This window comes from Proteus cibi (assembly GCF_003144405.1).
Lineage (GTDB): Bacteria > Pseudomonadota > Gammaproteobacteria > Enterobacterales > Enterobacteriaceae > Proteus > Proteus cibi.
The window spans coordinates 29,025-55,465 of record NZ_PENW01000034.1; the positions used below are offsets into that span (position 1 = coordinate 29,025).

Annotated in this window: 31 protein-coding genes; 17 read left to right on the plus strand and 14 right to left on the minus strand. The window is 40.7% G+C overall.

What is annotated here, in order from left to right:
• Nucleotides 1–12 precede the first annotated feature (12 nt).
• On the plus strand, nucleotides 13–1,281 hold the full coding sequence (locus tag DK865_RS17190) for an amidohydrolase (protein WP_036913937.1): 1,269 nt from the start codon (nucleotides 13–15) through the stop codon (nucleotides 1,279–1,281).
• Between the two features lie 111 nt (nucleotides 1,282–1,392).
• Here DK865_RS17190 and sspB read toward each other — a convergent pair whose 3' ends face one another.
• From sspB to zapE, 5 genes are all read right to left on the minus strand, one after another.
• Nucleotides 1,393–1,893 (minus strand): ClpXP protease specificity-enhancing factor, encoded by a 501-nt coding sequence (gene sspB, locus DK865_RS17195; protein ID WP_109392427.1) that lies wholly within the window; start codon nucleotides 1,891–1,893, stop codon nucleotides 1,393–1,395.
• A 6-nt stretch (nucleotides 1,894–1,899) separates the two neighbouring features.
• A complete protein-coding gene (gene sspA / locus DK865_RS17200) occupies nucleotides 1,900–2,541 on the minus strand; it encodes a stringent starvation protein SspA (RefSeq protein WP_023582862.1) in 642 nt (213 codons plus the stop codon).
• A 653-nt stretch (nucleotides 2,542–3,194) separates the two neighbouring features.
• Nucleotides 3,195–3,587 carry a 30S ribosomal protein S9 gene (rpsI, locus tag DK865_RS17205; RefSeq protein ID WP_004245284.1) on the minus strand — a complete coding sequence of 131 codons (393 nt, stop codon included), beginning with the start codon at nucleotides 3,585–3,587 and terminating at the stop codon, nucleotides 3,195–3,197.
• 15 nt (nucleotides 3,588–3,602) lie between these two features.
• On the minus strand, nucleotides 3,603–4,031 hold the full coding sequence (rplM, locus tag DK865_RS17210) for a 50S ribosomal protein L13 (protein ID WP_006535327.1): 429 nt from the start codon (nucleotides 4,029–4,031) through the stop codon (nucleotides 3,603–3,605).
• Between the two features lie 434 nt (nucleotides 4,032–4,465).
• Nucleotides 4,466–5,581: a cell division protein ZapE gene (gene zapE, locus DK865_RS17215; protein WP_109392428.1), complete on the minus strand. Its 1,116-nt coding sequence runs from the start codon at nucleotides 5,579–5,581 to the stop codon at nucleotides 4,466–4,468.
• 203 nt (nucleotides 5,582–5,784) lie between these two features.
• Here zapE and zapG point away from each other — a divergent pair, with 203 nt between their 5' ends.
• From zapG to degS, 3 genes are all read left to right on the plus strand, one after another.
• Nucleotides 5,785–6,189, plus strand: a complete 405-nt coding sequence (zapG, locus tag DK865_RS17220) for a Z-ring associated protein ZapG (protein WP_023582864.1) — start codon at nucleotides 5,785–5,787, stop codon at nucleotides 6,187–6,189.
• 231 nt (nucleotides 6,190–6,420) lie between these two features.
• The gene (degQ, locus tag DK865_RS17225) at nucleotides 6,421–7,818 is read left to right on the plus strand and encodes a serine endoprotease DegQ (RefSeq protein ID WP_109392429.1); all 1,398 of its coding nucleotides are present in this window, start codon (nucleotides 6,421–6,423) and stop codon (nucleotides 7,816–7,818) included.
• Between the two features lie 207 nt (nucleotides 7,819–8,025).
• Complete coding sequence (gene degS / locus DK865_RS17230; protein WP_109392430.1) at nucleotides 8,026–9,096, plus strand: outer membrane-stress sensor serine endopeptidase DegS; 1,071 nt, start codon at nucleotides 8,026–8,028, stop codon at nucleotides 9,094–9,096.
• A 56-nt stretch (nucleotides 9,097–9,152) separates the two neighbouring features.
• Here the strand turns inward: degS and DK865_RS17235 are convergent, their stop codons facing one another.
• The 8 genes from DK865_RS17235 to mlaF all read right to left on the minus strand — a co-directional run bounded on the left by DK865_RS17235 (nucleotide 9,153) and on the right by mlaF (nucleotide 15,279).
• A complete protein-coding gene (locus DK865_RS17235) occupies nucleotides 9,153–10,223 on the minus strand; it encodes a DUF2157 domain-containing protein (RefSeq protein ID WP_109392431.1) in 1,071 nt (356 codons plus the stop codon).
• 194 nt (nucleotides 10,224–10,417) lie between these two features.
• The gene (murA, locus tag DK865_RS17240; protein ID WP_023582868.1) at nucleotides 10,418–11,680 is read right to left on the minus strand and encodes a UDP-N-acetylglucosamine 1-carboxyvinyltransferase; all 1,263 of its coding nucleotides are present in this window, start codon (nucleotides 11,678–11,680) and stop codon (nucleotides 10,418–10,420) included.
• A 47-nt stretch (nucleotides 11,681–11,727) separates the two neighbouring features.
• A complete protein-coding gene (gene ibaG / locus DK865_RS17245; RefSeq protein ID WP_006535338.1) occupies nucleotides 11,728–11,982 on the minus strand; it encodes a BolA family iron metabolism protein IbaG in 255 nt (84 codons plus the stop codon).
• A 140-nt stretch (nucleotides 11,983–12,122) separates the two neighbouring features.
• The gene (gene mlaB, locus DK865_RS17250) at nucleotides 12,123–12,416 is read right to left on the minus strand and encodes a lipid asymmetry maintenance protein MlaB (RefSeq protein WP_036913946.1); all 294 of its coding nucleotides are present in this window, start codon (nucleotides 12,414–12,416) and stop codon (nucleotides 12,123–12,125) included.
• A gap of 1 nt (nucleotide 12,417) precedes the next feature.
• Nucleotides 12,418–13,047: a phospholipid-binding protein MlaC gene (gene mlaC / locus DK865_RS17255; RefSeq protein ID WP_109392432.1), complete on the minus strand. Its 630-nt coding sequence runs from the start codon at nucleotides 13,045–13,047 to the stop codon at nucleotides 12,418–12,420.
• Between the two features lie 96 nt (nucleotides 13,048–13,143).
• Entirely contained in the window at nucleotides 13,144–13,680 is a 537-nt protein-coding gene (mlaD, locus tag DK865_RS17260) for an outer membrane lipid asymmetry maintenance protein MlaD (protein WP_023582871.1), read from the minus strand.
• 3 nt (nucleotides 13,681–13,683) lie between these two features.
• Nucleotides 13,684–14,463 carry a lipid asymmetry maintenance ABC transporter permease subunit MlaE gene (gene mlaE, locus DK865_RS17265; protein WP_036913950.1) on the minus strand — a complete coding sequence of 260 codons (780 nt, stop codon included), beginning with the start codon at nucleotides 14,461–14,463 and terminating at the stop codon, nucleotides 13,684–13,686.
• Between the two features lie 3 nt (nucleotides 14,464–14,466).
• On the minus strand, nucleotides 14,467–15,279 hold the full coding sequence (gene mlaF, locus DK865_RS17270) for a phospholipid ABC transporter ATP-binding protein MlaF (RefSeq protein ID WP_023582872.1): 813 nt from the start codon (nucleotides 15,277–15,279) through the stop codon (nucleotides 14,467–14,469).
• A 239-nt stretch (nucleotides 15,280–15,518) separates the two neighbouring features.
• Between mlaF and DK865_RS17275 the strand changes: the two genes are divergently transcribed.
• From DK865_RS17275 to rnk, 12 genes are all read left to right on the plus strand, one after another.
• Nucleotides 15,519–16,499: a calcium/sodium antiporter gene (locus DK865_RS17275; RefSeq protein ID WP_109392433.1), complete on the plus strand. Its 981-nt coding sequence runs from the start codon at nucleotides 15,519–15,521 to the stop codon at nucleotides 16,497–16,499.
• Between the two features lie 18 nt (nucleotides 16,500–16,517).
• On the plus strand, nucleotides 16,518–17,492 hold the full coding sequence (kdsD, locus tag DK865_RS17280; RefSeq protein WP_109392434.1) for an arabinose-5-phosphate isomerase KdsD: 975 nt from the start codon (nucleotides 16,518–16,520) through the stop codon (nucleotides 17,490–17,492).
• Between the two features lie 27 nt (nucleotides 17,493–17,519).
• A complete protein-coding gene (gene kdsC / locus DK865_RS17285; protein WP_023582875.1) occupies nucleotides 17,520–18,077 on the plus strand; it encodes a 3-deoxy-manno-octulosonate-8-phosphatase KdsC in 558 nt (185 codons plus the stop codon).
• A gap of 16 nt (nucleotides 18,078–18,093) precedes the next feature.
• Nucleotides 18,094–18,672 (plus strand): LPS export ABC transporter periplasmic protein LptC, encoded by a 579-nt coding sequence (lptC, locus tag DK865_RS17290; RefSeq protein ID WP_023582876.1) that lies wholly within the window; start codon nucleotides 18,094–18,096, stop codon nucleotides 18,670–18,672.
• Nucleotides 18,653–19,186 carry a lipopolysaccharide ABC transporter substrate-binding protein LptA gene (gene lptA / locus DK865_RS17295; RefSeq protein WP_023582877.1) on the plus strand — a complete coding sequence of 178 codons (534 nt, stop codon included), beginning with the start codon at nucleotides 18,653–18,655 and terminating at the stop codon, nucleotides 19,184–19,186. Before lptC ends, lptA begins: the two co-directional genes overlap by 20 nt.
• A gap of 6 nt (nucleotides 19,187–19,192) precedes the next feature.
• Nucleotides 19,193–19,918 (plus strand): LPS export ABC transporter ATP-binding protein, encoded by a 726-nt coding sequence (lptB, locus tag DK865_RS17300; RefSeq protein WP_006535352.1) that lies wholly within the window; start codon nucleotides 19,193–19,195, stop codon nucleotides 19,916–19,918.
• A gap of 59 nt (nucleotides 19,919–19,977) precedes the next feature.
• Entirely contained in the window at nucleotides 19,978–21,459 is a 1,482-nt protein-coding gene (gene rpoN, locus DK865_RS17305) for an RNA polymerase factor sigma-54 (protein ID WP_109392435.1), read from the plus strand.
• A gap of 23 nt (nucleotides 21,460–21,482) precedes the next feature.
• Nucleotides 21,483–21,770 (plus strand): ribosome hibernation promoting factor, encoded by a 288-nt coding sequence (gene hpf / locus DK865_RS17310; protein WP_036913954.1) that lies wholly within the window; start codon nucleotides 21,483–21,485, stop codon nucleotides 21,768–21,770.
• A 149-nt stretch (nucleotides 21,771–21,919) separates the two neighbouring features.
• Nucleotides 21,920–22,387 (plus strand): PTS IIA-like nitrogen regulatory protein PtsN, encoded by a 468-nt coding sequence (gene ptsN, locus DK865_RS17315; RefSeq protein WP_023582879.1) that lies wholly within the window; start codon nucleotides 21,920–21,922, stop codon nucleotides 22,385–22,387.
• A 79-nt stretch (nucleotides 22,388–22,466) separates the two neighbouring features.
• Nucleotides 22,467–23,321 carry an RNase adapter RapZ gene (gene rapZ / locus DK865_RS17320; protein ID WP_023582880.1) on the plus strand — a complete coding sequence of 285 codons (855 nt, stop codon included), beginning with the start codon at nucleotides 22,467–22,469 and terminating at the stop codon, nucleotides 23,319–23,321.
• Nucleotides 23,318–23,590 carry a PTS phosphocarrier protein NPr gene (gene npr / locus DK865_RS17325; RefSeq protein WP_006535359.1) on the plus strand — a complete coding sequence of 91 codons (273 nt, stop codon included), beginning with the start codon at nucleotides 23,318–23,320 and terminating at the stop codon, nucleotides 23,588–23,590. Before rapZ ends, npr begins: the two co-directional genes overlap by 4 nt.
• 175 nt (nucleotides 23,591–23,765) lie before the next feature.
• A complete protein-coding gene (rnk, locus tag DK865_RS17330) occupies nucleotides 23,766–24,176 on the plus strand; it encodes a nucleoside diphosphate kinase regulator (RefSeq protein WP_023582881.1) in 411 nt (136 codons plus the stop codon).
• Between the two features lie 117 nt (nucleotides 24,177–24,293).
• On the opposite strand, the gene pmbA is transcribed toward rnk, so the two are convergent.
• Complete coding sequence (pmbA, locus tag DK865_RS17335) at nucleotides 24,294–25,622, minus strand: metalloprotease PmbA (protein ID WP_109392436.1); 1,329 nt, start codon at nucleotides 25,620–25,622, stop codon at nucleotides 24,294–24,296.
• 187 nt (nucleotides 25,623–25,809) lie between these two features.
• Between pmbA and yjgA the strand changes: the two genes are divergently transcribed.
• Nucleotides 25,810–26,370, plus strand: a complete 561-nt coding sequence (gene yjgA, locus DK865_RS17340; RefSeq protein ID WP_036914008.1) for a ribosome biogenesis factor YjgA — start codon at nucleotides 25,810–25,812, stop codon at nucleotides 26,368–26,370.
• Nucleotides 26,371–26,441 lie beyond the last annotated feature (71 nt).

A 26,441-nucleotide genomic window follows, 5' to 3' on the forward strand; every position in this document is an offset into this window, starting at 1 on the left:
GGAGAAATGAATATGTCAGCAATTACACTAGAAAAATTAATTAAATGGCGTCGTGAGTTTCACCAATACCCAGAAATTGGTTGGTCTGAATTTTTAACCACAGCAAAAATAGTCAAAGAACTACGTAGCTTAGGTTTAGACGTTAAAGTTGGTCCAGACGTTATCAATCAAGAGTTCGCTTTTGGTCGTCGCCGTCAAGTCGTTGAAAAAGGTCTAGCCGTTGCAAGAGAGCATAAAGTTGATGAAGCTCTGCTTGATGAAATGAAAGAGCTAACTGGCTGTGTGGCTATCTTTGACAGTGGTAAACCCGGTCCAACAGTAGCACTGCGGTTTGATATCGACTGTGTGGGTGTTAACGAAGCAACTGAAACTAAACACCGTCCTCATGCCGAAAACTTTGCTTCTTGTCATGCAGGTGAAATGCACGCTTGTGGTCATGACGGACACATTTCTATCGGTTTAGGTGTTGCTCACTGGTTAGTTGAGAATAAAGATAACGTTGTTGGTAAAGTTAAAATCTTATTCCAACCAGCAGAAGAAGGTGTTCGTGGCGCTCGTGCGATGGCTGAAAGTGGTATCGCTGATGATGCAGATTACTTCTTAGGTGCACACTTAGGCTTTATCGCAAACAGTGGTGAAATTGTTATTAACCCAACACATTTCTTATGTACCACTAAATATGACTTCCGTTTTAAAGGTGCACCATCTCACGCAGGCGCAGAGCCAGAATTAGGTCGTAATGCATTAGCAGGTGCTTGCCACGCAGCAACTCAAATGCTGGGTATTTCTCGCCATGGTAAAGGAATGTCACGGATCAACATCGGTGTATTAAAAGCCGGTGAAGGCCGTAACGTCACCCCAGCGAATGCGGAAATGCAAATTGAAGTTCGTGGTGAAAACGAAGAGATCAACAGCTTTATGGCTGCAAACGCAGTCCGTATGGCTGAAGGCGCAGCACATAGCTTCCAATTAGAAATGGAAAGCGAAATTATGGGTGAAGCCGTTGATCTAACAAATGACCAAGAACTGATTGATGTGATGACCAAAGTTGTTGGTAAACATGCTGAGCTAACTGCGGTTGCAACTCGCCCATTCGGTGGTAGTGAAGATGCAACAGTATTAGCAAAACGAGTACAACGTTGTGGTGGTAAATCACTGTACTTCGTTGTTGGTGCTGATAGAACAGCAGGTCACCATCAAGCAGGCTTTGACTTCGACGAAAAACAATTAATGACTGCGGTTAATCTTTACACCGGTTGTTTAGAAGAACTGCTGAAATAATTGTCATACACTCCAATAAAGCGCTCGATAACAATATGGGCGCTTTTTTTGTGCACAAAAAACCCAGTTCAAGTGAACTGGGTTTTTCATTAATACAAATAAGATAATCTCTTATTTCACAACGCGCAGTGCTGGACGACCTGTTGGACGAGGTGGCTCTGGATCATCATCTGGTGAAGAAGTATCAGCTTCATCAGTGACAAGAGATAAACCTTCGCTAACCGGAGCAACATGGTTATCTTCACTATCATCTTCAGCAAACTGTAATGATGCACCAGATTCATAAGCAGGCTCTGGCTCAAACATCATTCCCGCACCGTTTTCTCTCGCATAAATAGCCATAACAGCAGCCATAGGCACTCGTACTTTACGAGGTATGCCACCAAAGCTTGCACTAAATAAAACCTGATACGGCGTTAACTCTAAGTCATCTACTGCACGAGATGAAATATTTAGTACAATTTGACCATCGTGCGCATATTCCATTGGGACTTGAACACCGACAACATTCACATCAACAACTAAATGTGGTGTTAAATCGTTTTCGATGATCCAGTCATAATGCGCACGTAATAAATGCGGACGACGCGGAGACATATCCATAATCTCCATACTTTATTACCCTCTTGAAGGTAAGCGCATCTCACGCTCTGCTTCGGTTAATGACGCGAGGAATGAATCACGCTCAAAAACACGTTGCATATAAATTTGTACATCTTTAGCACCAGCACCACTTAAATCTACACCGAGTACAGGTAAACGCCATAACAGAGGAGCAAGGTAGCAATCTACTAAGCTGAACTCTTCACTCATAAAGTAAGGGTATTCTTTAAACACAGGAGATACAGCCAGTAGCTCTTCTGCTAACTGTTTACGAGCAGCATTTGCTTGCTGTTCAGTTCCTTTTTCGATGGTGTTCATTAAAGAATACCAATCATGCTCGATGCGATGCATCATTAAACGGCTGCTACCACGAGCAACAGGATAAACTGGCATTAAAGGAGGATGAGGGAAGCGTTCATCAAGGTATTCCATGATGATACGTGAATCATACAGAGTCAGCTCACGATCAACCAAAGTCGGTACACTTTGGTAAGGGTTTAGATCGATAAGATCCTGTGGAAGATTACCAGCTTCAACCTGTTCAATTTCAACACTGACACCTTTCTCCGCTAGGACAATTCTGACCTGATGGCTGAAAATATCAGTCGGACCGGAAAACAAAGTCATTACCGAACGTTTGTTGGCAGCGACAGCCATGAAAACCTCCAAGTTAATCAATTAAAGAAATGAATTAGCACAATGCTGTTTCCATTTCCCCATTCCTAAAAGACAAGCACACAAACGCAGTAGACCTAAATAAACATTTAAGTGATTAACTGCATTAGGTAACTACCTGTATAACAGCGTTATCGTGGGATAATCATATTTTACAGGGTTAAAAACTCACCTGTCTTTGCGGCACATATCATTATCAAGTAATACCAAAATAATCATTCAACAATCATTATTGTCATAATAATTTTGGTATGGCTTTCAAACTCATCACAGATATTACTATCGATATATCCATTGGCAACATAATGAAGTCATAGAAAGGCACCAAAGCGCGTTATTCTACCAGAATTCATGTTACTTAGGGGGGCTAATGCAAATAATTCAATACAATATGTCACGATACCTTAAAAGTAAGATTATAATATCAAAAAATAAAATTATTTAGAGATAACATCTAAAAAATAGTCTTTTCAATACGACTGTTATCTTACATAAAGCCTGTTTTATAAGCCACGGCATCATATATTAGCAACATTCTGTTTTTATTATTAATAAAGCACAAATAAGTCAAAAATAAAAAACCCGCCTGTGAAGACGGGTTTTCAACATCAAATTGATATCTAAAAGATAACAAATTAACGTTTAGAGAACTGTGGACGACGACGTGCTTTACGCAGACCCACTTTCTTACGTTCAACAGAACGCGCATCACGGGTTACGAAACCAGCTTTACGCAGATCAGAACGTAGAGTCTCATCATATTCCATCAGTGCACGAGTGATACCGTGACGGATCGCGCCAGCTTGACCAGAAATACCACCACCTTTAACAGTGATGTATAAATCTAATTTACCCAGCATATCAACTAATTCCAGCGGTTGACGAACAACCATACGTGCTGTTTCGCGGCCGAAGTAAACTTCTAGGCTACGTTTGTTGATTACGATATTACCGCTACCTGGCTTAATGAAGACACGTGCGGAAGAACTTTTGCGGCGACCTGTGCCGTAGTATTGATTATCAGCCATTGCCTATTATCCCGATTAAATGTCCAGAACTTGCGGTTGTTGTGCCGCGTGGTTGTGCTCAGATCCTGCGTAAACTTTCAGTTTACGATACATCGCACGACCCAGAGGCCCTTTTGGCAGCATGCCTTTTACCGCGATTTCGATTACACGCTCAGGACTACGGGCGATCATCTCTTCGAAAGTCGCTTGTTTGATACCACCTACGTGACCAGTATGACGGTAGTAAACTTTGTCAGTACGTTTATGACCAGTTACCGCTACTTTCTCAGCGTTTAAAACGATGATGTAATCACCAGTATCAACGTGCGGAGTGTATTCCGCTTTGTGCTTACCGCGTAAACGGCTAGCAATTTCAGTTGCTAAACGGCCTAAAGTTTTGCCGTCTGCATCAACAACGTACCAGTCGCGTTTTACGGTTTCTGGTTTAGCTGTAAAAGTTTTCATTATTGAAAATTACCCAATGTTTAGTTACACGTTGGTGAACGCTCGGTTCAAATACTATTGAGGTTCACACGACTCTTGTGTCCAGCAAACCTACCCCTTCGAGTAGCACTGCTGACTCTAAAATGCGAGTTTTTTGGGAAATAAAAAACTTGCTGCAACGTGGGGTCGCAAGATTATAGAGAAGTCAGAAAAAAAAATCGAGTCATAATTGAAAAACAATTGAATTCTTTTTCAATATTTCAGCGAAAAAAACGAATCTGGCACTTTTTTCTGATTTGACTGATAAATTCTTGCTACCTGAAGAGAAGAATTGTTCCTTTCCAGAGCGCTTGTAAGCTGCCTAATGCATTCTATTTTCATAGAAAAAAACATCAAGCAACTTAACCTGCGTCATCCTACCATAATGAAAGATGACTTTCTTCAAGAATTAAAAATTAAGCGAGATGAGGTTGTACTAAATATTCTTCACTTTGCATCTCTTGTAAACGAGATAAGCAGCGTTGGTATTCAAAACGTAAAAAATCACCTTGGTAAATCTCGTTCATTTCTACATTTGCATTAATAATAAGTTTCACCTTACGCTCATAAAACTCATCAACAAGCGCGAGAAACCGACGCGCAGCGTCTTCATTTAAGACTCCCATTTGCTCCATGTCATATAACAAAACAGAATGGTAATGCTTAGAAAGCGCAATGTAATCAAGCTGACTACGTGGTTCCATACATAAGGTTGAAAAGTTAATAGCAAGCACCCCATTAGATACCTTTCTGACTTTCATGGGACGATGATTGATGGTTAAAGTACAATCTACTTGCGGTTCACTGGTTGCCAAGTGCATGAAGATTCGATCCATCTCCTGACGATTTTTATCGTTAAGTGGCGATAAAAAAAGATGCGCTTGCGTTAATGTTCTAAGACGATAATCAATACCTGCATCGACATTTAAAATGTCACAATGGTGTTTGATCTGTTCTATTGCAGGTAAAAAACGAGAACGTTGTAACCCGTTACGATAAAGCTCGTCAGGTGGAATATTTGATGTTGCCACCAGCGTGATACCTCTGGCAAATAACGCCTCAAGTAAGGTACCTAAAATCATTGCATCAGTAATATCAGAAACGAAAAACTCATCAAAACAGAGCACATCAGTTTGCGCTTTAAAGTCATCAGCAATAATTTCTAGCGGGTCCTCATGACCTTGTAAATTTTTGAGCTCTTCTTGGACACGTAACATAAAACGATGAAAGTGTAAGCGAAGCTTTCGTTCTGTTGGTAAGCTTTGATAAAACATATCCATCAACCATGTTTTACCTCGTCCAACACCGCCCCACATATATAAACCACGTTCTGGTGCAACAATCTGTTTTTTTGTGCGAATTCGCCCGAAGAGTCGTTGTGTTAGCGAAATTTTTTCTGGTGGAGTCTCTTTTAATAATGCATGGTATATCTGTTGAAGATGGAGAACGGTTTTTCGCTGAACATCATCAGGTTGATAATCACCTTGCGTCAATGCGGCTTCATAAAGTGATAACGGCGTACTAACAGTCATGAATGCCCTCTTATCCTTAATTTTCTGACATACTGATTTGTGTCTGTCGAATGGCTCTATTATAAGCATTAAGAATGGTTTTAACATCAACGTAACACACGAATTTTATATTAAGCTTAAGGATATTATTCCACCCATGCCTTTTAGCGGTTATGATGTTATAAGAATCCATCGTCCTCACTATTAGATGAAAAGGAGTTGCCATGGTTTGGGTTTATGCACTGATTGGATTAGTTGTTGGTCTTATTATCGGCGCACTTGCAATGCGTTATGGTAACAGCACTCTCCGCCAACAAGATGCTATCAAAGCAGAGTTAGACACGAAAAAAGAAGAACTGGATACGTATCGCAATGAGCTTGTCAGCCACTTTGCTAGAAGTGCTGAACTATTAGATAACATGGCGAGAGATTACCGTCAGCTTTATCAACATATGGCGAAAAGCTCTAATGAGCTCATGCCTGATATGCCTGCTCAAGAAAATCCATTTAATTACCGATTAAGTGAATCCGAAGCGGCGAATGATCAATCTCCAATAAAAATGCCACCTCGTGATTACTCCGAAGGGGCTTCTGGATTGTTCAGACCCACAGATAAAAAAGACAGTTAATATTAAAAACGCCACATTTTTTGTGGCGTTTTTCTTTCTAAAAAACATCATAAAATGACAATTATTTGCTATGGTTTTAAAGATAGCTTTTGTCTTGTAAATCCGTGTAAAAGGAAGCAAAGCACATCATGTCTTAATGAACTTTCCTTTGTCAGTACAGGTCTTAGTGACATCGAGCTCATTTTGAGCAATAACTTTTATTTTGATAACTGTATCAAGAGACTCTAATTCATGTTGACGTTGACTAAAAAAAGAAAATTATTACTTAGTGCATTAGCAATGAGTGTTGGACTTTCACTCTCTACTATTCCAGCAACCAGTATGGCCGCACTGCCTGCGGTTATGCCATCAGGTGAACAACTGCCAAGCCTTGCACCGATGTTAGAAAAAGTGTTACCAGCAGTTGTCAGTGTGCACGTTTCAGGTACACGAGTACAAAGCCAGCAAGTCCCTGAAGAGTTCAAATTCTTCTTTGGTCCAAACTTCCCATCACAACAACAAAGTATTCGTCCTTTTGAAGGCTTAGGCTCTGGTGTCATTATTGATGCACAGAAAGGCTACGTATTAACAAACAACCACGTTGTTGATGGTGCAGATAAAATTCAACTACAAATTAATGATGGTCGTGAATTTAGTGCAAAGTTAATTGGTAGCGATCCACAAACAGATATCGCATTACTGCAAATTGAAAAGCCAACTAACCTAACTGCCATTAAAATGGCAGACTCAGACCAATTACGTGTTGGTGATTTTGCGGTTGCAGTCGGTAATCCATTTGGTTTAGGTCAAACCGCAACATCCGGTATTATTTCCGCACTTGGTCGTAGTGGCTTAAATCTTGAAGGTTTAGAGAACTTTATCCAGACCGATGCTTCAATTAACCGTGGTAACTCTGGTGGTGCGCTCGTTAACTTGAATGGTGAGTTAATCGGAATTAACACCGCTATTTTGGCACCGGGGGGAGGTAACATCGGTATTGGCTTTGCTATTCCAAGTAATATGGCGCGAGACCTTAGCCAACAACTGATTTCTCATGGTGAAGTTAAACGTGGCATCTTGGGTATTCGTGGTACAGAAATGAATTCTGATCTGGCGAAGTCCTTTAATATTGATGCACAACGTGGCGCTTTTGTTAGCGAAGTAATGCCAGATTCATCCGCAGCAAAAGCTGGCATTAAACCCGGTGACGTTTTAATTTCAGTTGATGGTAAACGCATCAATAGCTTTGCTGAATTAAGAGCAAAAGTTGGTACAACCCCTCCAGGTAAAGAGATCTTGATTGGCTTAATCCGCCAAGGTAAACCAATGGATGTTAAAGTGACCTTAGAGAAACAATCGGCGGATGCAACACGTGCAGATAACTTCTCTCCGGCACTACAAGGTGCCACATTAAGTAATTACTTAAACAAACAAGTTAAAGCGGTTGCGGTTGATTCTGTTGAAAAAGATTCCGCAGCGGCGGCATCTGGTTTACAGAAAGGCGACCTTATTATTGGTATCAATAATACGCCAATTACCTCACTAGGCGATTTACGCAAAGCAATTGACGCTAAACCACCTGTTCTTGCGTTGAATATTCAACGTGGTAATGAAGAAATTTACCTGCTATTACGTAATACACCGCGCTAAGAAGTAAGCTTTTCACCTATCTAATTTATTGATTTCTTTCGCCCTATAATTTCCATTATAGGGCTTTTTTTATCCCTATTTTTGACACGGATCATTGGCTTAAAAGGGGATTTTATGCGCTGAGCGATGCTTTCATAAGTTAAACTATGCTATTCTCATCGCTCTTATGCGAATAATTTTACAGTCAGACATAAATATAGGATTTTTATGTTAACTAAGTTACTGCGATCAACTCTAATTGGTCTTCTCACCGCAGCAATTCTTTTGATTGCAGTTCCTTCGATTCGCCCTATTTTTATTGAACGCCTACTTAATGGCGATTTTCTCAATGTACCTTTTAGCTATAACACTGCGGTGCGACGAGCCGCCCCTGCGGTTGTTAATGTTTATAGCAGTACGATGGGAAGCTTTTCTCAAGAAGGCCGAGAGCTAACATCTTTAGGCGCTGGCGTCATTATGGATGCTCGTGGTTATATTCTGACGAATCAACATGTGATTAATAATGCTGATCAGATCCTTATCGCCCTCCAAAATGGTGATCTCTATGAAGGCTTACTTGTTGGTTCCGATCCTTTAACCGATCTGGCAGTATTAAAAATTGATGCCGATAAACTCCCGACGATCCCCATTAATAGCAAACGAATTTCTCATGTTGGTGATGTTGTGCTAGCTATCGGTAACCCATTTAATATTGGGCAAACTATTACGCAAGGGATCATCAGTGCTACCGGTCGCGTCGGATTAAGTCCAACCCGTTACCAAAATTTCCTACAAACAGATGCCTCGATTAATGAAGGTAACTCTGGCGGTGCACTAATAAATACTGAAGGTGAACTAGTGGGTATTAATACCATGACGTTTGATTCAGGGACTTATAATGGATATCGCCCTAGTGCGGAAGGATTGGGCTTCGCCATTCCGACCGAACTTGCCGTTAAAATTATGAATAAGCTAATTCGTGATGGTCGTGTTATCCGTGGTTTTATTGGGATCACAGCAAAAGAATTACCAAGAATTCGCTCATCAAATACCGACATCAAACAAATTCAAGGATTGCGCATTTTCCGTATCACACCAAATAGCCCAGCAGATAAAGCCGGAATCAAAACTGGCGATATCATTCTGAGCATTAATCATGCACCAGCGACTTCGGCGATGGAAATGATGGATTATATTGCCGAAACGCGCCCCGGCACGGTATTGCCTGTGACACTATTGCGCGATGGCAATGAAATTAATGTTGATGTCACCATTTCGGAATATCAACCAGAATCTTGACATCCTCCCCGCCCTGAAGGACGGGGTTTTACGGCACATCGGATAAACACTGATTGTTAATTATTCTCTTCGCTTTTACTTTCTTTATTGATGGTTGAATTATTTTCGATAGCATGCCAAATTTTTTCAGCTTTTCGTCCAATTAAAATCAGTGAAACCGCCAAAATCAAAAAGAAAATCGCACTGTGTAAGCTATCCCAGAAATATTCAAAGAAGCGGGTATAAAGGTTAATGCCAAGGAATGTTAAGCCAAATCCTCTTAACATACCGTCATCTGTTTTAAGGCTAATATAAATACAGATAACGGCAACGACACCAAATAATAGCGCCCAAGGCAACAGATTCACACTTGAAACACGATACCATGTATCGGGATCGTAATTACCGAAAATAGACATTATCCATAGCGCAATAAACAGATAAGTCAGTCCCATTATTTTTGTCATGGTAAACAAACGACGGCGTGCCAATACATTTTGTAGGAAATAACAGCCTGCTAATAATACTGCGCCAAAGAAGACAAAGCGGATAGGATAGTTCATCCCTAACCAATAAGCGCCCCATCCTGACATATAACCAGTTTCAGCACCAAACCAATTTCCTAACATCAATAAGAAGAATAACCACACCAACGAGGAACGACTGATAAATCCAATTGCACCATAAATGACACAACCAATTAAAAAGAGAGGAGCAATATGACCACTTCCGGTATCCAGCAGTTCTCCCAGTTGCCAAAGAAAAATAGCCGTAAACATCACACCTAAAAAGAGAATAAATTCAGTACTATAATGCCACTGTGTTTCTTTTCGCTGACGTTTAAATCCCCATAAATAGAGTGCTGAGGCAATAAGTGCCGGAGAGATCACCCGCATAATTTCAGAAACACTAAAAATCTCAATGAGATAATAAACTAATGCACTATCACTAAAAATACTACCAGCAGCAATAATCAAACACACAATCGCTATCCAGAATGCATAACGACTCAACCGTTTCCAATCAAAGGAAATGCGGTGCAATGTCCTTCCTAACCGCTGATGTTCTTGTTCTGAAATCTCACCAGATTGTTGCCATTCGTCCAGTGCTTGACGAACTAAGCGCTCTTGTTTCCTTGTTACCTGCATATTCATTTCTTCCTTTTAGTTCATAGAAATTTTTCTAAAACAGGTCTATTTTTCTTACTGTATCTTGCGACGAAAGAAATGCCTTATGAATTATCCTATTCTATTAAGAGTCCTATTTACATAATGCATAAAAAAACCATAGCACAACAATGCACTATGGTTTTAAATGGCTAAAAAATGATAACTAAAATAAATTAGTCATTAGAGTGCAAACGTTCTATTTTTGCCCCTAATCCTTGTAATTTAGCTTCAATATTCTCATAACCACGATCGATATGATAAATACGATCAACAATGGTTGTACCTTCAGCAATACAACCGGCAAGCACTAAGCTTGCGGAAGCACGTAAATCCGTTGCCATCACTTGTGCACCTGAAAGTGTTTCAACACCATGGCATAACACAGTATTACTTTCGATTTCTGCGTGAGCACCCATACGGATTAATTCAGGAATATGCATAAAACGATTTTCAAAAATCGTTTCAGTGATCATTCCAGCACCTTCAGCGACTAAATTTAAAAGGCTAAATTGTGCTTGCATATCAGTTGGAAAACCTGGATGTGGCGCAGTACGCAATGTTACCGCTTTAGGGCGTTTACCATGCATATCAAGGCTTATCCAATCTTCACCTATTTCAATATCAGCGCCTGCTTCACGTAGTTTTGCCAACACAGCATCTAATGTGTCTGGTTTAGCATTACGACAAACAACACGACCACGAGAAACCGCGGCTGCAACTAAGAAAGTCCCTGTTTCAATGCGATCAGGTAGAATTTGATAAGTACCACCACCAAGGCGTTCTACACCTTCAATCGTAATGCTATCTGTACCTGCACCGCTGATTTTGGCACCTAATGTATTGAGGAAATTTGCTGTATCTTCAATTTCAGGCTCTCTTGCCGCATTCTCAATAATGGTTTTGCCTTCAGCTAATACCGCAGCGGTCATAATAGTGATCGTGGCACCCACGCTCACTTTATCCATGACAATATGTGCGCCTTTTAAACGCCCATCAACACGTGCTTTTACATAACCTTCATCCAGTGTGATCTCAGCGCCTAATTGCTCTAAACCTGTAATATGAAGATCAACAGGACGAGCACCAATAGCACAGCCACCCGGTAAAGAAACCTGACCTTGACCAAAACGAGCCACCAGCGGACCTAAAGCCCAAATAGAAGCACGCATGGTTTTGACTAACTCGTAAGGAGCGCAAAATTCATTAATGTTACGAGCATCAACGAAAACAGAGCCATTACGTTCAACATTCGTTCCTAAGCGATTAAGTAATTTAATCGTTGTATCGATATCTTTTAATTTAGGAACATTCGTTAATTCTACTGGCTCTTCGGCAAGGATCGCAGCGAACAGGATTGGTAGTGCGGCATTTTTTGCGCCTGAAATAGTGACCTCACCTGATAAACAGGTTGGTCCTTGTACTCTAAATTTATCCATCTGTAGAACTCTCTTTTTATTTTGCTGTACGCTGTATACCTACTGAATCAAAGCCCGTTAAGTTTACGATCCCTTTTCCACTCTTCAGGTGTGTAGGCTTTAATAGACAAAGCGTGAATACGGTTATCTGCGATATATTCCATCAAAGGGGCATAAATGGTCTGTTGTTGTTTTACTCTGCTCATTCCCTCAAACATTGCGCCAACAACCACAACTTGAAAATGACTACCATCACCATTGACGATGACTTCATCTAAAGACAGGCTGTCCATTAATACTTGTTTGATTTCATTTGTATCCATAATTGCTCAATCTCAACGTTAAAATAATAATCAGTCGTCTATCCTAATGGAATCCGCTCTACTCTTAAACCATCAAAAACCCCCTTAATGATAAAAGTATCACGAAGGGGGCTTTTTAATACCTTTACTCAAAAGCTGTATTAGGCAATATTCATAATTTCATCAAGATCATAGAGTGTAATTAAGGTCTGAAAACGCTCACTTACACCTTGAATAATAAATTGACGATTTTGTTCTTCCATTTCTGCTTTTAAGTGCACAAAAAGTGCCAATCCTGTGGAATCTATATGTCCTAAGGCAGAAATATCAATGATATTAATATCAGCTAATAGTGCTTTACGTTGTTGCCAAGCAGGCAATAACGTTTCTCGATCTAACGTTCCTTGGAAATAGAGGACACTATCCTTTTTTTCCCAATTTAACGAAGCTGACATGTTATTTTTTCTCATCCAGTGTAATTGGTGTTTTAGCACTGATTTCTAACTGTTTTGTTAAACCATCAACACCTTTAGAATTTAAAATATCTGACCACTCATTCTGTTTTGTTGTGATCATGCTGACACCTTCAGCAATCATATCATAAGCTTGCCATTCACCTGTTTTGCTGTTTTTACGCCATTGGAAATCAAGACGAACTGGCGGGCGACCGTTTGTATCGATAATGGTGACACGAATAGTTAGCGTTGATTTATCTGCAAAAGGTTTTTCAGGCTCAATACGGTACTCTTGACCTTCATACATCGCTAATGCTTGACCATAAACTTGAGCAAGATATGCTTCGAATGCCGTAAAATAAGCATCACGTTGCACTGGTGTTGCATTACGATAATGCGGCCCTAACACTAATGCACCTGCATATTTAATATGTACATAAGGCAATAATTCTTGCTGAACAATTTGACGTAAAACTTCAGGGTTTTTACGAATTTCAGGCTGTTCATTTTTTAATTTACTAAAGGTCTTTTGTGCCGCATCTTCCATCAATGCGTAAGGATTGGTTTTATCTACCGCCATCGCAAAAGGCGTTATCACTAATAATGCGACCATCAATAAGCGTTTAAACATACGTTCGCTTCTCCTCAAATAGGGTTTCAATAATACGATGCATTTATGACACTAAATTTAGCTACATAGATAAATGCATCGTATAGGAATTAATGATTAAGGTAATGCAGAGTGTTCTTCTGTCGGTTGAGATTCAGATTTCGCCGAATCACCACCATCCCCCGTTTTATAAAGGAATTGACCTATAAGATCTTCGAGTACCATTGCTGAATTGGTGTTTGTGATCCGTCCGCCGTCTTTTAACAGAGTAGAATCTAATGCTTCATCATAAAAGCCTAAATTCAATGCAAGGAACTGCTCACCTAATAAACCAGAGGTACGAATAGACAGTGAGCTACTTTCTGGAATGTGGTCATAAATGCTCAAAATATCGAGCGCGACTTCAGGGCGATAGTTCCCTTCGTCTTCTTCTTTTAAGGTAATAGAAGAAACACGACCAATCACCACACCACCAATCTTAACTGGAGAGCGCTCTTTTAACCCACCAATATTACCGAAGCTAGCATAAACGCGATAAGTTGGTTGATTACCCATTTCTTTAATATCTGCTACTTTAAGACATAAGAAAATCACGGCAGCTAACGCAATCAGAACAAATAGACCAACCCAAACTTCAATTTTTTTACTTTGCATGACTTAGTTCCCAAACATCAGTGCTGTTAGCACAAAATCTGAACCCAATACGGCTAACGATGAATGAACAACAGTACGTGTTGTTGCTCTGCTAATCCCTTCTGATGTTGGGATTGCGTCATACCCGTTAAAGAGCGCTATCCAAGTGACGATAATGGCAAAAACGACACTTTTAATAAAACAGTTCACTAAATCGAGTCGCCATTCAACGGCACCCTGCATAGATGCCCAGAAAAAACCATCATCGATCCCTTTCCAATCCACCCCCACAATTGCACCGCCCCAAATACCGATGGCAACAAAAATCAGTGAAAGCAATGGCATACTAATAAGGCCCGCCCAAAAACGGGGCGCAACGACACGTCTTAAAGGATCGACTGCCATCATTTCTAAACTAGAAATTTGTTCTGTGGCTTTCATTAAGCCGATCTCAGCAGTTAAGGCTGACCCCGCGCGACCCGCAAATAATAATGCCGTGACGACTGGACCCAATTCTCTTAACAATGAGAGCGCAACCATCATGCCAAGGCTCGCTTCAGCACTGAATGTTGTCAGTACAAGATAGCCTTGTAATCCCAACACCATGCCAATAAATAAGCCTGACACCATAATAATTAATAAGGATTGGACGCCAACGTTATACAGCTGCTTCATTAAGAGAGGCCACTGTTTACGAAGTTCTGGTTTACCGACTAATGCTCGAAAGAGCATAATGCCAGCTCTACCGAATGTCGCAAAAATCGCTAACGCTCTAGCGCCAATACGAGCTAATAAATTGACCACGTACTAATTTCCTCGTCCTAATAGGTCATCCTGATAATCTCCCGCAGGAAAACGGAAAGGTACAGGACCATCAGCAATACCATCTAAAAACTGTCTTACTTGCCTATTGGGATTATCCTGTAATTCTTGTGCACTGCCTTGAGCAATGACTTTCTGCTCCGCGACAATATAGGCATAATCCGCGATGCTTAACACTTCAGGCACATCATGGGAAACCACAACACAAGTCACGCCGAGTGCATGATTTAACTCATCAATCAGCTTAACAAGTACCCCCATAGTGATCGGATCTTGCCCAACAAAAGGCTCATCAAACATTATCAGTTCAGGATCAAGCGCAATAGCTCTTGCTAATGCCGCCCTTCTTGCCATTCCTCCTGACAATTCAGAAGGCATTAATTTTGCAGCACCACGTAAACCAACGGCTTCAAGCTTCATCATCACGGTTGTACGTATCAGTGCTTCAGGTAAATTTGTATGTTCTCTTAATGGAAATGCCACATTTTCAAACACATTCATGTCTGTAAACAGTGCACCTGATTGAAAAAGCATACTCATTTTCTTTCTTGCCTGATACAACGCAGAACGTGATAACGCAGGAATATTGTCGCCATCGAACCAAATTTCACCACTGTCGGGAAGGATTTGTCCTCCCATTAGGCGTAACAAGGTTGTTTTACCAATCCCTGAAGGGCCCATAATCGCAGTCACTTTCCCTCTTGGTACAACAAGATTGATCTCAGAGAAAATCTTTCTGCTACCGCGAGTGAAGTTCATATTGCGCACTTCAATTAGATTGTCAGATTGTGCGTTCATGAATAAAACATCCTCAAGCCTGTCTGCATAAACGAATTTTTACGCTATTTTGGCAGGTCATTCGCTATGTTACAAAGAAATCACCACTATTTAGCAATTTATTGCACGGTTAATTTTACTTTTCGTGCTTGGCTAGTCAAAATATGGTTAATTAGCAAAACCTTTTGACAATATGTTTTTTTATCAGCCCTGTCTTATTGGTTTTTTCTTTATTCGCTCATTGTTGGAAAACTGATGGCATGTTGATTACTTTGTCTCTTTTAATTTTTGGGTTGATGTTACTCGTTTATGCATCAGACCGATTAGTTTATGGTGCGAGCGTTTTTGCGCAATCGTTAAAAATCCCACCAGCCGTTATCGGTATCTTAATTGTAGGAACAGGTACTTCACTGCCCGAGCTTTTTGTTTCAACCGATGCCGCTGTTCATAATTTGCCTGATATCGCTATCGGCACAGCCATTGGCTCTACACTTACCAACCTTCTTCTCATCGCGGGTATTGGCGCGATGATTTACCCCATGAACATTCAATCCGCAGTGCTAAAAAAAGAGCTTCCCTTGATGATGATAGTCATCATGCTCGTTGGCATTATTGTTTCTAGCGGAAACTTAGGGCTTAGAGAAGGCACGCTGCTCTTTTTTATTGGTTTTGCATCCATTTTTCTAATGATAAAAACAATGCATAAAACACTCACACAAGAGCGTCACGTGTTACCTTTAGAAACCTTAACGCGTTTTGAATTACAGACAAATCCCCGTAATTCTGTTGCCCTGTTTTGGGTTGTTATTGCGTTACTGATTATTCCCGTTGCAACTCAGATGATATTGGATAATGTCTTTATTTTAATGCAACAGTATCATCTTAGTGGATTTTTTGTCGGGTTAACCTTGCTATCTATTGGAACAAGCCTACCTGAATTAGCCACAACCATTGTGGCAGCACTCAGACGCGAGAATGAATTAGCATTAGGGAATATTATAGGTGCTAATATTTTCAATCTCACTTTTGTATTGGGAATGCCGGCGTTACTCTCACCCAGCACCTTTAATCTCAATACATTTTATTTTAGTTTTGCTGTACTTGGTGTCGCCAGTTTACTGTTTTCTCTCTTTTCATTAGGGCGTAAACAACGTCTTAATCGAGGAAAAGGGATATTCTTATTAGTTTGCTTTATTGTTTATATTACGGTGTTGTGCGTTGCACATTCTCTATTAACCTAAAATAAATGGTACCAAAAAATGACCGAGTTTGATTTTCAGCAAGCGGGTAAAAAAGTTCTTCATATTGAACGTGATGGATTAGCCGAACTAGAACAATATATTAACGATGATTTTACTCGAGCTTGTGAAAAAATATTTCACTGTCAAGGACGTGTCATTGTGATGGGAATGGGTAAATCAGGGCATATAGGACACAAAATCGCCGCCACATTTGCCAGTACTGGAACCCCCTCTTTCTTTGTGCATCCTGGTGAGGCTAGCCACGGTGACTTAGGAATGGTGACAGAAAAAGATATCGTACTAGCGATTTCAAACTCAGGGGAAGCCAGCGAAATCCTTGCGCTTATTCCAGTACTTAAGCGTAAACAGATAACACTGATTTGTATGACACGCACTCCTCAAAGTACAATGGGGAAAGCGTCTGATATTCATCTTTGTATCAAAGTCCCTAAAGAAGCCTGTCCTTTAGGTCTTGCTCCAACAACCAGCACAACGGCAACTTTGGTCATGGGGGATGCGCTAGCCATCGCGCTTTTACGTGCCCGTGGTTTTACCGCTGAAGATTTTGCACTTTCTCATCCTGGTGGCGCATTAGGTCGCAAATTACTCCTACATGTGAGTGACTTAATGAATAAAGAGACCGATATTCCACGAGTCACTAAAGATGCCACTTTACGTGAAGCCCTTGTTGAGATAACCCGTAAAAAATTAGGTATGACCGTCATTTGCGATGATAATATGTTGATTAACGGTATCTTTACTGACGGTGACTTACGAAGAATATTTGATTTAGGGATAGATCTGAACAATGCCAAAATCTCAGATGTGATGACAAGAGGCGGTATTAGTATTCGCCCAGATTGTTTGGCGGTTGAGGCGCTAAATTTAATGCAAGCAAAACACATCACCTCGCTATTAGTCACAGAACAAGATAGTGATATCCTGTTAGGTGTTTTACATATGCATGATTTATTACAGGCTGGTGTTGTATAAGATAGTCATAACGTTCGAAGGATAAACATGAATACAATGATAGAAACTTGTTATGGTGCAGTAAGCGAACAAATCATCAAAAAAGCAGAAAAAATCCAATTGCTGATTTGTGATGTTGATGGTGTGATGTCGGACGGGCTCATTTACATGGGCAATAATGGCGAAGAATTAAAAGCCTTTAATGTCCGTGATGGGTATGGCATCCGTTGTTTGCTTACATCCGGCATTGAGGTTGCTATCATTACAGGTCGTCAATCAAAACTGTTAGAAGATCGTGCTAAAACCCTTGGCATTACATATCTTTACCAAGGTCAGCATAATAAGCTTTTGGCGTATCAACAACTGTTAGATACACTAAACCTTAAACCTGAACAAACAGCCTATATTGGTGATGACCTGATTGATTTACCTGTAATGGAAAAAGTGGGACTTTCTGTCGCCGTGGCTGATGCTCATCCATTACTTACACCTCGTGCTCATTATGTAACCCGCATTGCGGGTGGTCGTGGTGCAGTGCGAGAATTGTGTGATTTAATCCTTTTAGCGCAAGGTCGGCTTGAAGAAGCTAAAGGTCTTTCGATTTAACGTATAACGATACAGAATGAATAAATTAAAATCCTGGTTTACCTTAATTCTTGCCATTATCGCCCTTGGGCTGATTGGTTGGAACTACACTAATAACACTGAATTCGGTGAGGGTGAGATTGTGGATGATGGTCAGCCAACCTATCAATCCAAATCATCGATATCTTTTGTTTACGAGCCAACGGGTATACTCGGATATAAACTGGTTGCTGATGATGTCAAAAATTATGCTCAGCAAAAGTTTACATGGTTTACTAACCCTGTCTTAACCACCTATTCACCGACAGGGGATGCAACATGGACAGTACGCGCAAATAAAGCCAAGCTAACAAACAGTAAAATGCTTTATCTTTATGGCGATGTTCAAATTGATAGCTTAACGGATGACTCTCAACTACAGAGAATAAGCACAGACAATGCTATCGCAAATTTGGATACACAGGATGTTTCCTCTGATGATGAAGTGACTATTATCGGCGTCGGACTGAAATCAGTCGGCTTAAAAATGCGAGGCAATCTGCGCGAGAAACGTGCAGAGCTGATTGAAAAGGTAAACACCTATTATGAGATCCCTAATGAATCAAAAAATCCGTAATACACTGATCATCGGTACACTTTTAGCGATAAGTGTACCTGCGATGGCGCTTAAAGATGACACTCAACAGCCTATCGTTGTGAACTCAGAGAAACAGTCGCTTGATCTAGAAAAAAACGTCACAACCTTTACACAAAATGTTGTGATCAAACAAGGATCTATCGATATTCGTGCTGATAAAGTTGTTGTCACACGCCCAGGTGGTGACTCCAAAAGGATCGTAATAGAAGCATTTGGTAACCCAGTCACGTTTTATCAGCTACAAGATGATGGTAAACCTATCAAAGGTCGTGGTGACAAAATGACCTATGAAATGGATAAAGAGCTAATGACCTTAACGGGTAAAGCCTATCTTGAACAATTAGACAGTAATATCACCGGTGATAAGATCACTTATCTCGTTCCAACTCAGCAAATGGAAGCTTTTAGCGGTAAAGGTAAGCAAGTAACAACCGTTTTACTGCCTTCCCAGTTGCAAGAGAAAGGTCCTGGTGTTAACAACAAAGGTAAGTAACACTTTATGGCGCTGTTAAAAGCTGAAAATTTAGCGAAAGCATACAAAGGGCGTACCGTTGTCGGTGATGTAAGCCTGAACGTTAATTCAGGTGAGATTGTCGGCTTACTTGGACCAAATGGTGCAGGTAAAACAACCACATTCTATATGGTCGTTGGCATTGTTGCGCGTGATGCAGGTAGTATTACCATTGATGATGAAGACATTACGCTGTTACCGTTACATGAACGAGCACGTAAAGGCATTGGCTATCTTCCTCAAGAGGCATCTATTTTTAGACGTTTAAGCGTTTATGACAACATTATGGGGATCTTAGAAATCCGCCATGATTTAACGCCTGAAGAACGAAAAGATCGCGCAGAAGAGCTACTAGAAGAGTTTAATGTCAGCCACTTACGTAACAGTTTAGGGCAATCATTATCAGGGGGTGAACGTCGCCGTGTTGAAATCGCGCGGGCATTGGCAGCAAACCCTAAATTCATTTTATTAGATGAACCTTTTGCGGGTGTTGACCCTATTTCAGTATTAGATATTAAAAAAATTATCCAGCATCTACGTGATTATGGATTAGGTGTACTGATTACTGACCATAATGTGCGTGAAACATTAGATGTGTGTGAACGTGCTTATATCGTCAGCCAAGGTCACCTTATCGCTCATGGTTCACCAGAAGAAATTCTTGAAAATGAGCAAGTTAAACGTGTTTACTTAGGTGAGGGCTTCCGCCTGTAATCTTTGATTCACTTTTACTCTGTCATGGATGACAACAGCAAAGGACTCATCGCATTATTATGAAACAAAGTCTGCAACTTCGTCTTAGTCAGCAACTGGCAATGACGCCACAGCTACAACAGGCTATTCGTTTGTTGCAACTTTCGACGCTTGAATTACAACAAGAAATTCAGCAAGCGCTTGAGTCTAATCCACTTCTAGAACAAGACGACGATCAACAAGATCCCGTTTCAGATGATATCGCTCATACAGAAGATCAATCAGCCGCGACGACAGAAACAACGACTGAAAATGAAGTTGAAGAGTTCGATACGCTGGATGCTTTAGAACAAAAAGAGATGCCTGATGATCTCCCTTTAGATACGCAATGGGAAGAGATCTACACTGCCGGCACGCCTTCTGGCACCAGTAATGACTATACTGATGATGAACTTCCACTGTATCAAGGTGAAACAACAGCCTCATTGCAAGATTACCTAACATGGCAGGCTGATCTCACTCCATTTTCAGAAACAGACAGAGCCATTGCGATAAGTATTATCGATGCTATTGATGAAACAGGATATTTAACTGTCACAACAGATGACATCCTTGCTGGAATGGGCGATGATGAATTAGAGCTTGATGAAGTCGAAGCCGTATTAAAACGTATTCAACGCTTTGATCCTATTGGTGTTGCTGCACGTGATTTAAAAGAGTGTCTATTGATTCAGCTATCCGCTTTTTCAACAGAAACACCCTATCTTAAAGAAACGCAGTTAGTGATTAGCCAATATTTAGAGTTGCTAGGTAACCGTGATTTTCGCCAATTGATGCGTCAAACGAAGTTACGAGAAGAGACACTTAAGTCGGTTATTGAGATGATCCAGTCTCTCGATCCTAAGCCCGGATTAAGTATTGATACAGGCGAGTCAGAGTATGTTATTCCAGATATACTGGTAAAAAAATCAGGTAAACGCTGGCAAGTTGAGTTAAATACAGATAGCATTCCTCGCCTACGAATAAATGAGACTTATGCAGCATTGGGTCAATCGACTCAAAATGAAAGCGATGGAAAATTTATTCGGGACAATTTACAAGAAGCCAAATGGCTGATAAAAAGTTTAGAAAGCCGTAATGAGACATTATTAAAAGTCGCTCATTGCATTGTTGACACACAGCAGGCATTTTTCGAATTGGGTGAAGAGCATATGAAACCCCTCGTGTTAGCTGATATTGCTGAACAGGTTGAAATGCACGAATCCACCATTTCTCGAGTAACAACGCAAAAATTTTTGCATTGTCCGAGAGGAATTTTCGAATTGAAGTATTTTTTCTCTAGCCATGTGAATACTGATAGTGGAGGCGAAGCCTCTTCTACAGCCATCAGGGCTTTAGTGAAGAAACTAATCGCAGCAGAAAACCCAGCGAAACCACTTAGTGATAGTAAACTGGCTGATATGCTCGCAGAACTTGGAATACAAGTTGCTCGACGTACTGTTGCGAAGTATAGAGAGTCATTATCCATCCCGCCTTCAAATCAACGCAAAGAGTTGGTTTGAGCATAATTGAGAAGGAAGACACTATGGAACTTCAAATCACTGGTCATAATATTGAATTAACCGATGCTCTGCGTGATACCGTCAAAGCAAAAAGCGCGAAATTACCTCAGTTCTTTGACAAAATTAATAACGTTCAGGTTATCCTGAAAGTCGAAAAAGTGAATAAAATCGCGGAAGCGACTATTCAAGTTAATGGCGGTGAATTGCATGCCTCTGCAGAAGCAGAAGATATGTACGCAGCAATTGATGGATTAATGGATAAACTGGCTCGTCAATTAACCAAACACAAAGATAAACTGAGACAACATTAATTCATTTCCCATTGTAAAATGGGGATACAATCGGCGAAGTTACTGCGTTGTTTATGACTCGGTTTTAGCCAATGCCTAATCAATATCAGTAACGAAAAACCAGATGTCACTTTGTGGCATCTGGTTTGCTGGTCTAAGTGAATAAGACAATGAACAACGATACAAAGATGAATATTAGCGACGTACTTTCTCTGGCATGTACGCATAATGATGTACATTGCACGAGTAAAAAGCGCGCGTTAGAAATTATCAGTGAAAATGCGGCAAAAGCACTTAATTTACCCGAAACGCTGATATTTGAAGCCTTATTGACGCGTGAAAAAGTCGGTACAACAGGGATTGGGGGGGGTTTAGCTATCCCTCATGGACGTATTGAAAGTGATGAAACAGAAAAAGTAGTTGGTGTGTTTCTTCACCTAAGCGAACCTATTGCCTTCGACGCTATTGATAATCAGCCTGTCGATTTGTTGTTCGCATTACTCGTTCCTGCGACACAATGTAAGGAACATTTACACACACTGTCTTTGATTGCAAAACAGTTGGCAGATAAAAATTTATGTCGCCGACTACGCTCCGCACAAAGTGATGAAGAGCTTTATCAGATTATCACAGAGTAACCTCTACGGGTTTAGTAGGACGCGAATAGCATACAGTGGAATGATATTCATCACTGGGAAATTATAGGGGAGCTACCTCATGGTGCTGATGATAGTCAGCGGACGCTCTGGTTCAGGTAAGTCAGTCGCTTTGCGTGCGCTTGAAGACATGGGATTTTATTGTGTTGATAACTTACCTGTTGATCTTTTACCGGAGCTCGCAAAAACACTGGCTGAACGTGATGCTTCTGCTGCCGCAGTCAGTATTGATGTCCGAAATATGCCAGAGTCGCCGGAGATCTTCGAAAAAGCGCTGGAAAGTTTACCCGCTGAATATTCTCCACAACTCTTATTTTTAGACGCAGATAGAAATACTTTAATTCGTCGTTATAGTGATACTCGACGTCTTCACCCACTTTCGACCAAAAACCTTTCATTAGAAATGGCCATTGATACCGAAAGTGATCTGCTTGAGCCATTGCGATCACGTGCTGATCTCATCATTGACACTTCAGAAATGTCAGTTCATGAGCTTGCAGAAATGCTGCGTACTCGCTTATTAGGCAAGCGTGAACGTGAGCTAACAATGGTCTTTGAATCATTTGGCTTTAAGCACGGTATTCCTATTGATGCGGATTATGTTTTTGATGTGCGATTCTTACCTAATCCACATTGGGATCCTAAACTGCGTCCAATGACAGGTCTCGATCGTCCTGTCGCAGCATTTTTAGATAGACACACTGAAGTTCATAACTTTATTTATCAAACGAGAAGCTATCTTGAACTTTGGTTGCCTATGTTAGAAACCAATAACCGCAGTTATTTGACGGTTGCGATTGGTTGTACGGGAGGGAAACACCGTTCTGTTTATGTTGCTGAGCAACTCGCAGATTATTTTCGTTCTAGAGGGAAAAACGTACAATCACGCCACAGAACGCTTGAAAAACGCAAATGACCCAATATCGACAAGTTGCGATTAAAAATAGACTCGGTATGCATGCAAGACCTGCAATGAAGTTGTTTGATTTAGTCAAAACATTTCAATCAACCGTCATTTTACGCAACAACGAAGGAGTTGAAGCGCAAGCGGATAGTGTGATTGCTATGCTGATGTTAGATTCAGAGCAAGGCAGTCAAATTGATATAGAAGTCACAGGCAGTGATGAAAATGAAGCTATTGATGCTATTATCGCATTATTTGAATCGGGGTTTGACGAAGAATAATCGTAATAGAAAACAATAGATTAGCATTTCTTAACTAAATAACCCGAAAGAGACTGTGATCACTGTCTCTTTCTTTTTTATACAGAACCGCCTATTATCTCTTATATGAGTTTAACAACACCCCCACCTCACCCGTGGGGGTGTTGTTTTGCATTGGAATAAATTGGAGTATGGTATGACAAAGCCAACAATTATCATCAACGAACTTGATGCAGAACGTTTAGATTCATTACTTGAACAACCGGCATTTGCAGATAGCCCGATTGCTGAAGCATTGAATGAAGAATTAGATCGTGCTGACATTGTTACACCAGCTGATATCCCTGCTAATATTGTCACAATGAACAGTACAGTCCGTTTTATGGACTTAAAAAATAATGAAGAGCGTACACGTACTTTAGTGTATCCCGCTTCATTAAAAGACAGCGCTACTGAACTTTCCGTTATGGCGCCAATGGGTGCTGCGCTACTAGGTTTAGCGATTGATGATGAGATCAGTTGGAAGTTGCCAAATGGCCTTGAAACCAAGGTTAAAGTATTAGAAATTCTATACCAACCTGAAGCTGCGGGTGAATTACACCGTTAAATAGCGCTGAAGGTTCGCGTCTTATTTTTATCTTCTCAAATTGAAAAGTACACGGATAAACGCGGTATCTCAGCCCATTGCGGGCTGAGATTAAAGGTTGCAGTAAGTATCTAAAATTTACTCACCTGCAATACTCATTTCGGGTAATAACAGCGATCCACACTGAACATTACTGCGCATCTCAATATCATCACCCATAGTAGCAATATTTGCCCACATCTCTTTTAAGTTACCCGCAATAGTCACTTCACTTACAGGATATTGAATTTCACCGTTTTCAACCCAAAAACCACTTGCACCACGAGAGTAATCACCGGTTACTGTACTGACACCTTGCCCCATCAATTCAGTAACAACAAGACCTGTTCCCATCTCTTTTAACAGCCCTTCAAACGATAAACCTTGCCCTGGGATATACCAGTTATGAATACCACCCGCATGACCATTACTTTTTAAACCCAGTTTTCTTGCTGAATATGTGGTTAATAACCACTCTTGTAATACGCCATCTTTAATAATTTCAGCATTGGTTGTGCGTACACCTTCACTATCAAACGGTGTGGATGCCAACCCTCTCATTAGGTGAGGACGTTCTTGAATATTGAGCCACTGAGGGAAAATTTGCTTACCTAAACTATCAAGTAAGCAAGAAGATTCACGATAAATCATGCTACCACTGATTGCCGCAACCAAATGACCAAAAATACCTGTCGCAACATCTGCTGCAAAAATTACGGGAGCTTTCATGGTGGGCAGTTTACGAGGTGCAAGGCGAGATAACGTACGGCGTGCGCACTCTTGACCTACCCATTCAGGTGATTCAAGATCATCAAAACGACGACTAATGGTATAAGCATAGTCGCGCTCCATATCTTCACCATCACGGGCAATAACACAGCTCGACATAGAATAACGTGAAGACGAATAACTTTTTAATAAACCAAGGCTATTACCAAATACACGGGTTCCACTGTGGCTATTAAAGCTGCCCCCTTCAGTATTAATGATACGGCTATCACTCTCTAAAGCGGCTTTTTCTGCTCTTGATGCTAATTCAATCGCTTTATCTGCCGTAATTTCGGTAGGATGGTAAAGATCGAGGAAAGGTGCATCAAACGCTAATAGATCTTGATCAGCGGGCCCCGCATATGGGTCAACTGAAGTGTAGCGTGCAATATCCACAGCGGCTTGTACAGCACGCTTAATCGCATCAGGGCTTAAATCTGTTGAAGATGCACTACCTTTACGTTGTTGTTGATAAACCGTAATGCCTAACGCGCCATCACTGTTAAATTCCACATTTTCAACTTCACCGTAACGCGTACTTACACTAATCCCTGTCGATTTATTAATAGCGACTTCAGCACCATCACACTGTTTTGCTGCCAACTCTAATGCGAGTGAGACGGCGTCTTCAAGCTGTTTTACCTGATCTGAATTATTCATTGAGAACCATTTTTCCTAAGGAGAACACCACTTTTTACTTATTTTTAGCAAAGTAAATCAATTGACAGGTGGTCAACAAGCGATTTTCCCAGTTACAATAGAAGATATATGAATGTTATCACCCGTCGGGCTTTTGGTCATTCACCAAATCACACTCCCGGCTTACTCTGCAACAGGAATTTTTATTATGGCAAAGCAGCCTGAAGAGTGGCATTACCTCAATCCTGAATTTGACGATGCTTCGTTAGAAGAGGAAGAAGAGGACGAAATCATCTGGGTCAGCAAAAGCGAAATTAAACGTGATGCTGAAGCACTCAAAAAACTGGGGACTGAATTAGTTGAACTCAGTGCACAAGAATTAGAGCGTGTGCCATTAGATGAAAAATTATTAGCCTCTATTCAATTAGCACAAAAAGTACAGCGTGAAGCACGCCGTCGCCAAATTCAATATATTGGAAAACTACTGCGCAATGTGGACGAAGAGCCGATCCGCCAAGCGCTTGATAAACTAAAAAACCGCCACAACCAACAGATTTTAGTGTTACATAAACTAGAAGATCTGCGCATTCGCCTTATCGAAGGTGGCAATGAAGTCATTGAAGAAGTTGTTGCGCTTTATCCGATGGCTGATCGCCAACAATTACGCACTCTTATCCGTAATGCGAAAAAAGAAAAAGAAGCGAACAAGCCTCCAAAATCATTCCGCTTACTCTTTCAATATCTAAAAGATTTATCAGAATCAGCATAAAGCCTGATCATCCTGAAAACGCAGTGTAAATTCAGCCTCACTGCGGTTTTCAGGGCGCATTTTCTACTCTG

What these genes read in the sequence shown, in the direction of transcription:
- degS (WP_109392430.1), top strand. Translation starts at nt 8,026, where the DNA reads ATGTTAACTAAGTTACTGCGATCAACTCTAATTGGTCTTCTCACCGCA.
- DK865_RS17235 (WP_109392431.1), bottom strand. Translation starts at nt 10,223, where the DNA reads ATGCAGGTAACAAGGAAACAAGAGCGCTTAGTTCGTCAAGCACTGGAC.
- kdsD (WP_109392434.1), top strand. Translation starts at nt 16,518, where the DNA reads ATGACCGAGTTTGATTTTCAGCAAGCGGGTAAAAAAGTTCTTCATATT.
- ptsN (WP_023582879.1), top strand. Translation starts at nt 21,920, where the DNA reads ATGAACAACGATACAAAGATGAATATTAGCGACGTACTTTCTCTGGCA.
- lptB (WP_006535352.1), top strand. Translation starts at nt 19,193, where the DNA reads ATGGCGCTGTTAAAAGCTGAAAATTTAGCGAAAGCATACAAAGGGCGT.
- murA (WP_023582868.1), bottom strand. Translation starts at nt 11,680, where the DNA reads ATGGATAAATTTAGAGTACAAGGACCAACCTGTTTATCAGGTGAGGTC.
- yjgA (WP_036914008.1), top strand. Translation starts at nt 25,810, where the DNA reads ATGGCAAAGCAGCCTGAAGAGTGGCATTACCTCAATCCTGAATTTGAC.
- lptC (WP_023582876.1), top strand. Translation starts at nt 18,094, where the DNA reads ATGAATAAATTAAAATCCTGGTTTACCTTAATTCTTGCCATTATCGCC.
- mlaD (WP_023582871.1), bottom strand. Translation starts at nt 13,680, where the DNA reads ATGCAAAGTAAAAAAATTGAAGTTTGGGTTGGTCTATTTGTTCTGATT.
- rplM (WP_006535327.1), bottom strand. Translation starts at nt 4,031, where the DNA reads ATGAAAACTTTTACAGCTAAACCAGAAACCGTAAAACGCGACTGGTAC.
- degQ (WP_109392429.1), top strand. Translation starts at nt 6,421, where the DNA reads ATGTTGACGTTGACTAAAAAAAGAAAATTATTACTTAGTGCATTAGCA.
- mlaB (WP_036913946.1), bottom strand. Translation starts at nt 12,416, where the DNA reads ATGTCAGCTTCGTTAAATTGGGAAAAAAAGGATAGTGTCCTCTATTTC.
- kdsC (WP_023582875.1), top strand. Translation starts at nt 17,520, where the DNA reads ATGAATACAATGATAGAAACTTGTTATGGTGCAGTAAGCGAACAAATC.
- lptA (WP_023582877.1), top strand. Translation starts at nt 18,653, where the DNA reads ATGAATCAAAAAATCCGTAATACACTGATCATCGGTACACTTTTAGCG.
- zapE (WP_109392428.1), bottom strand. Translation starts at nt 5,581, where the DNA reads ATGACTGTTAGTACGCCGTTATCACTTTATGAAGCCGCATTGACGCAA.
- rnk (WP_023582881.1), top strand. Translation starts at nt 23,766, where the DNA reads ATGACAAAGCCAACAATTATCATCAACGAACTTGATGCAGAACGTTTA.
- rpoN (WP_109392435.1), top strand. Translation starts at nt 19,978, where the DNA reads ATGAAACAAAGTCTGCAACTTCGTCTTAGTCAGCAACTGGCAATGACG.
- DK865_RS17275 (WP_109392433.1), top strand. Translation starts at nt 15,519, where the DNA reads ATGTTGATTACTTTGTCTCTTTTAATTTTTGGGTTGATGTTACTCGTT.
- mlaF (WP_023582872.1), bottom strand. Translation starts at nt 15,279, where the DNA reads ATGAACGCACAATCTGACAATCTAATTGAAGTGCGCAATATGAACTTC.
- sspA (WP_023582862.1), bottom strand. Translation starts at nt 2,541, where the DNA reads ATGGCTGTCGCTGCCAACAAACGTTCGGTAATGACTTTGTTTTCCGGT.
- DK865_RS17190 (WP_036913937.1), top strand. Translation starts at nt 13, where the DNA reads ATGTCAGCAATTACACTAGAAAAATTAATTAAATGGCGTCGTGAGTTT.
- sspB (WP_109392427.1), bottom strand. Translation starts at nt 1,893, where the DNA reads ATGGAGATTATGGATATGTCTCCGCGTCGTCCGCATTTATTACGTGCG.
- pmbA (WP_109392436.1), bottom strand. Translation starts at nt 25,622, where the DNA reads ATGAATAATTCAGATCAGGTAAAACAGCTTGAAGACGCCGTCTCACTC.
- mlaC (WP_109392432.1), bottom strand. Translation starts at nt 13,047, where the DNA reads ATGTTTAAACGCTTATTGATGGTCGCATTATTAGTGATAACGCCTTTT.
- rpsI (WP_004245284.1), bottom strand. Translation starts at nt 3,587, where the DNA reads ATGGCTGATAATCAATACTACGGCACAGGTCGCCGCAAAAGTTCTTCC.
- rapZ (WP_023582880.1), top strand. Translation starts at nt 22,467, where the DNA reads ATGGTGCTGATGATAGTCAGCGGACGCTCTGGTTCAGGTAAGTCAGTC.
- zapG (WP_023582864.1), top strand. Translation starts at nt 5,785, where the DNA reads ATGGTTTGGGTTTATGCACTGATTGGATTAGTTGTTGGTCTTATTATC.
- npr (WP_006535359.1), top strand. Translation starts at nt 23,318, where the DNA reads ATGACCCAATATCGACAAGTTGCGATTAAAAATAGACTCGGTATGCAT.
- ibaG (WP_006535338.1), bottom strand. Translation starts at nt 11,982, where the DNA reads ATGGATACAAATGAAATCAAACAAGTATTAATGGACAGCCTGTCTTTA.
- hpf (WP_036913954.1), top strand. Translation starts at nt 21,483, where the DNA reads ATGGAACTTCAAATCACTGGTCATAATATTGAATTAACCGATGCTCTG.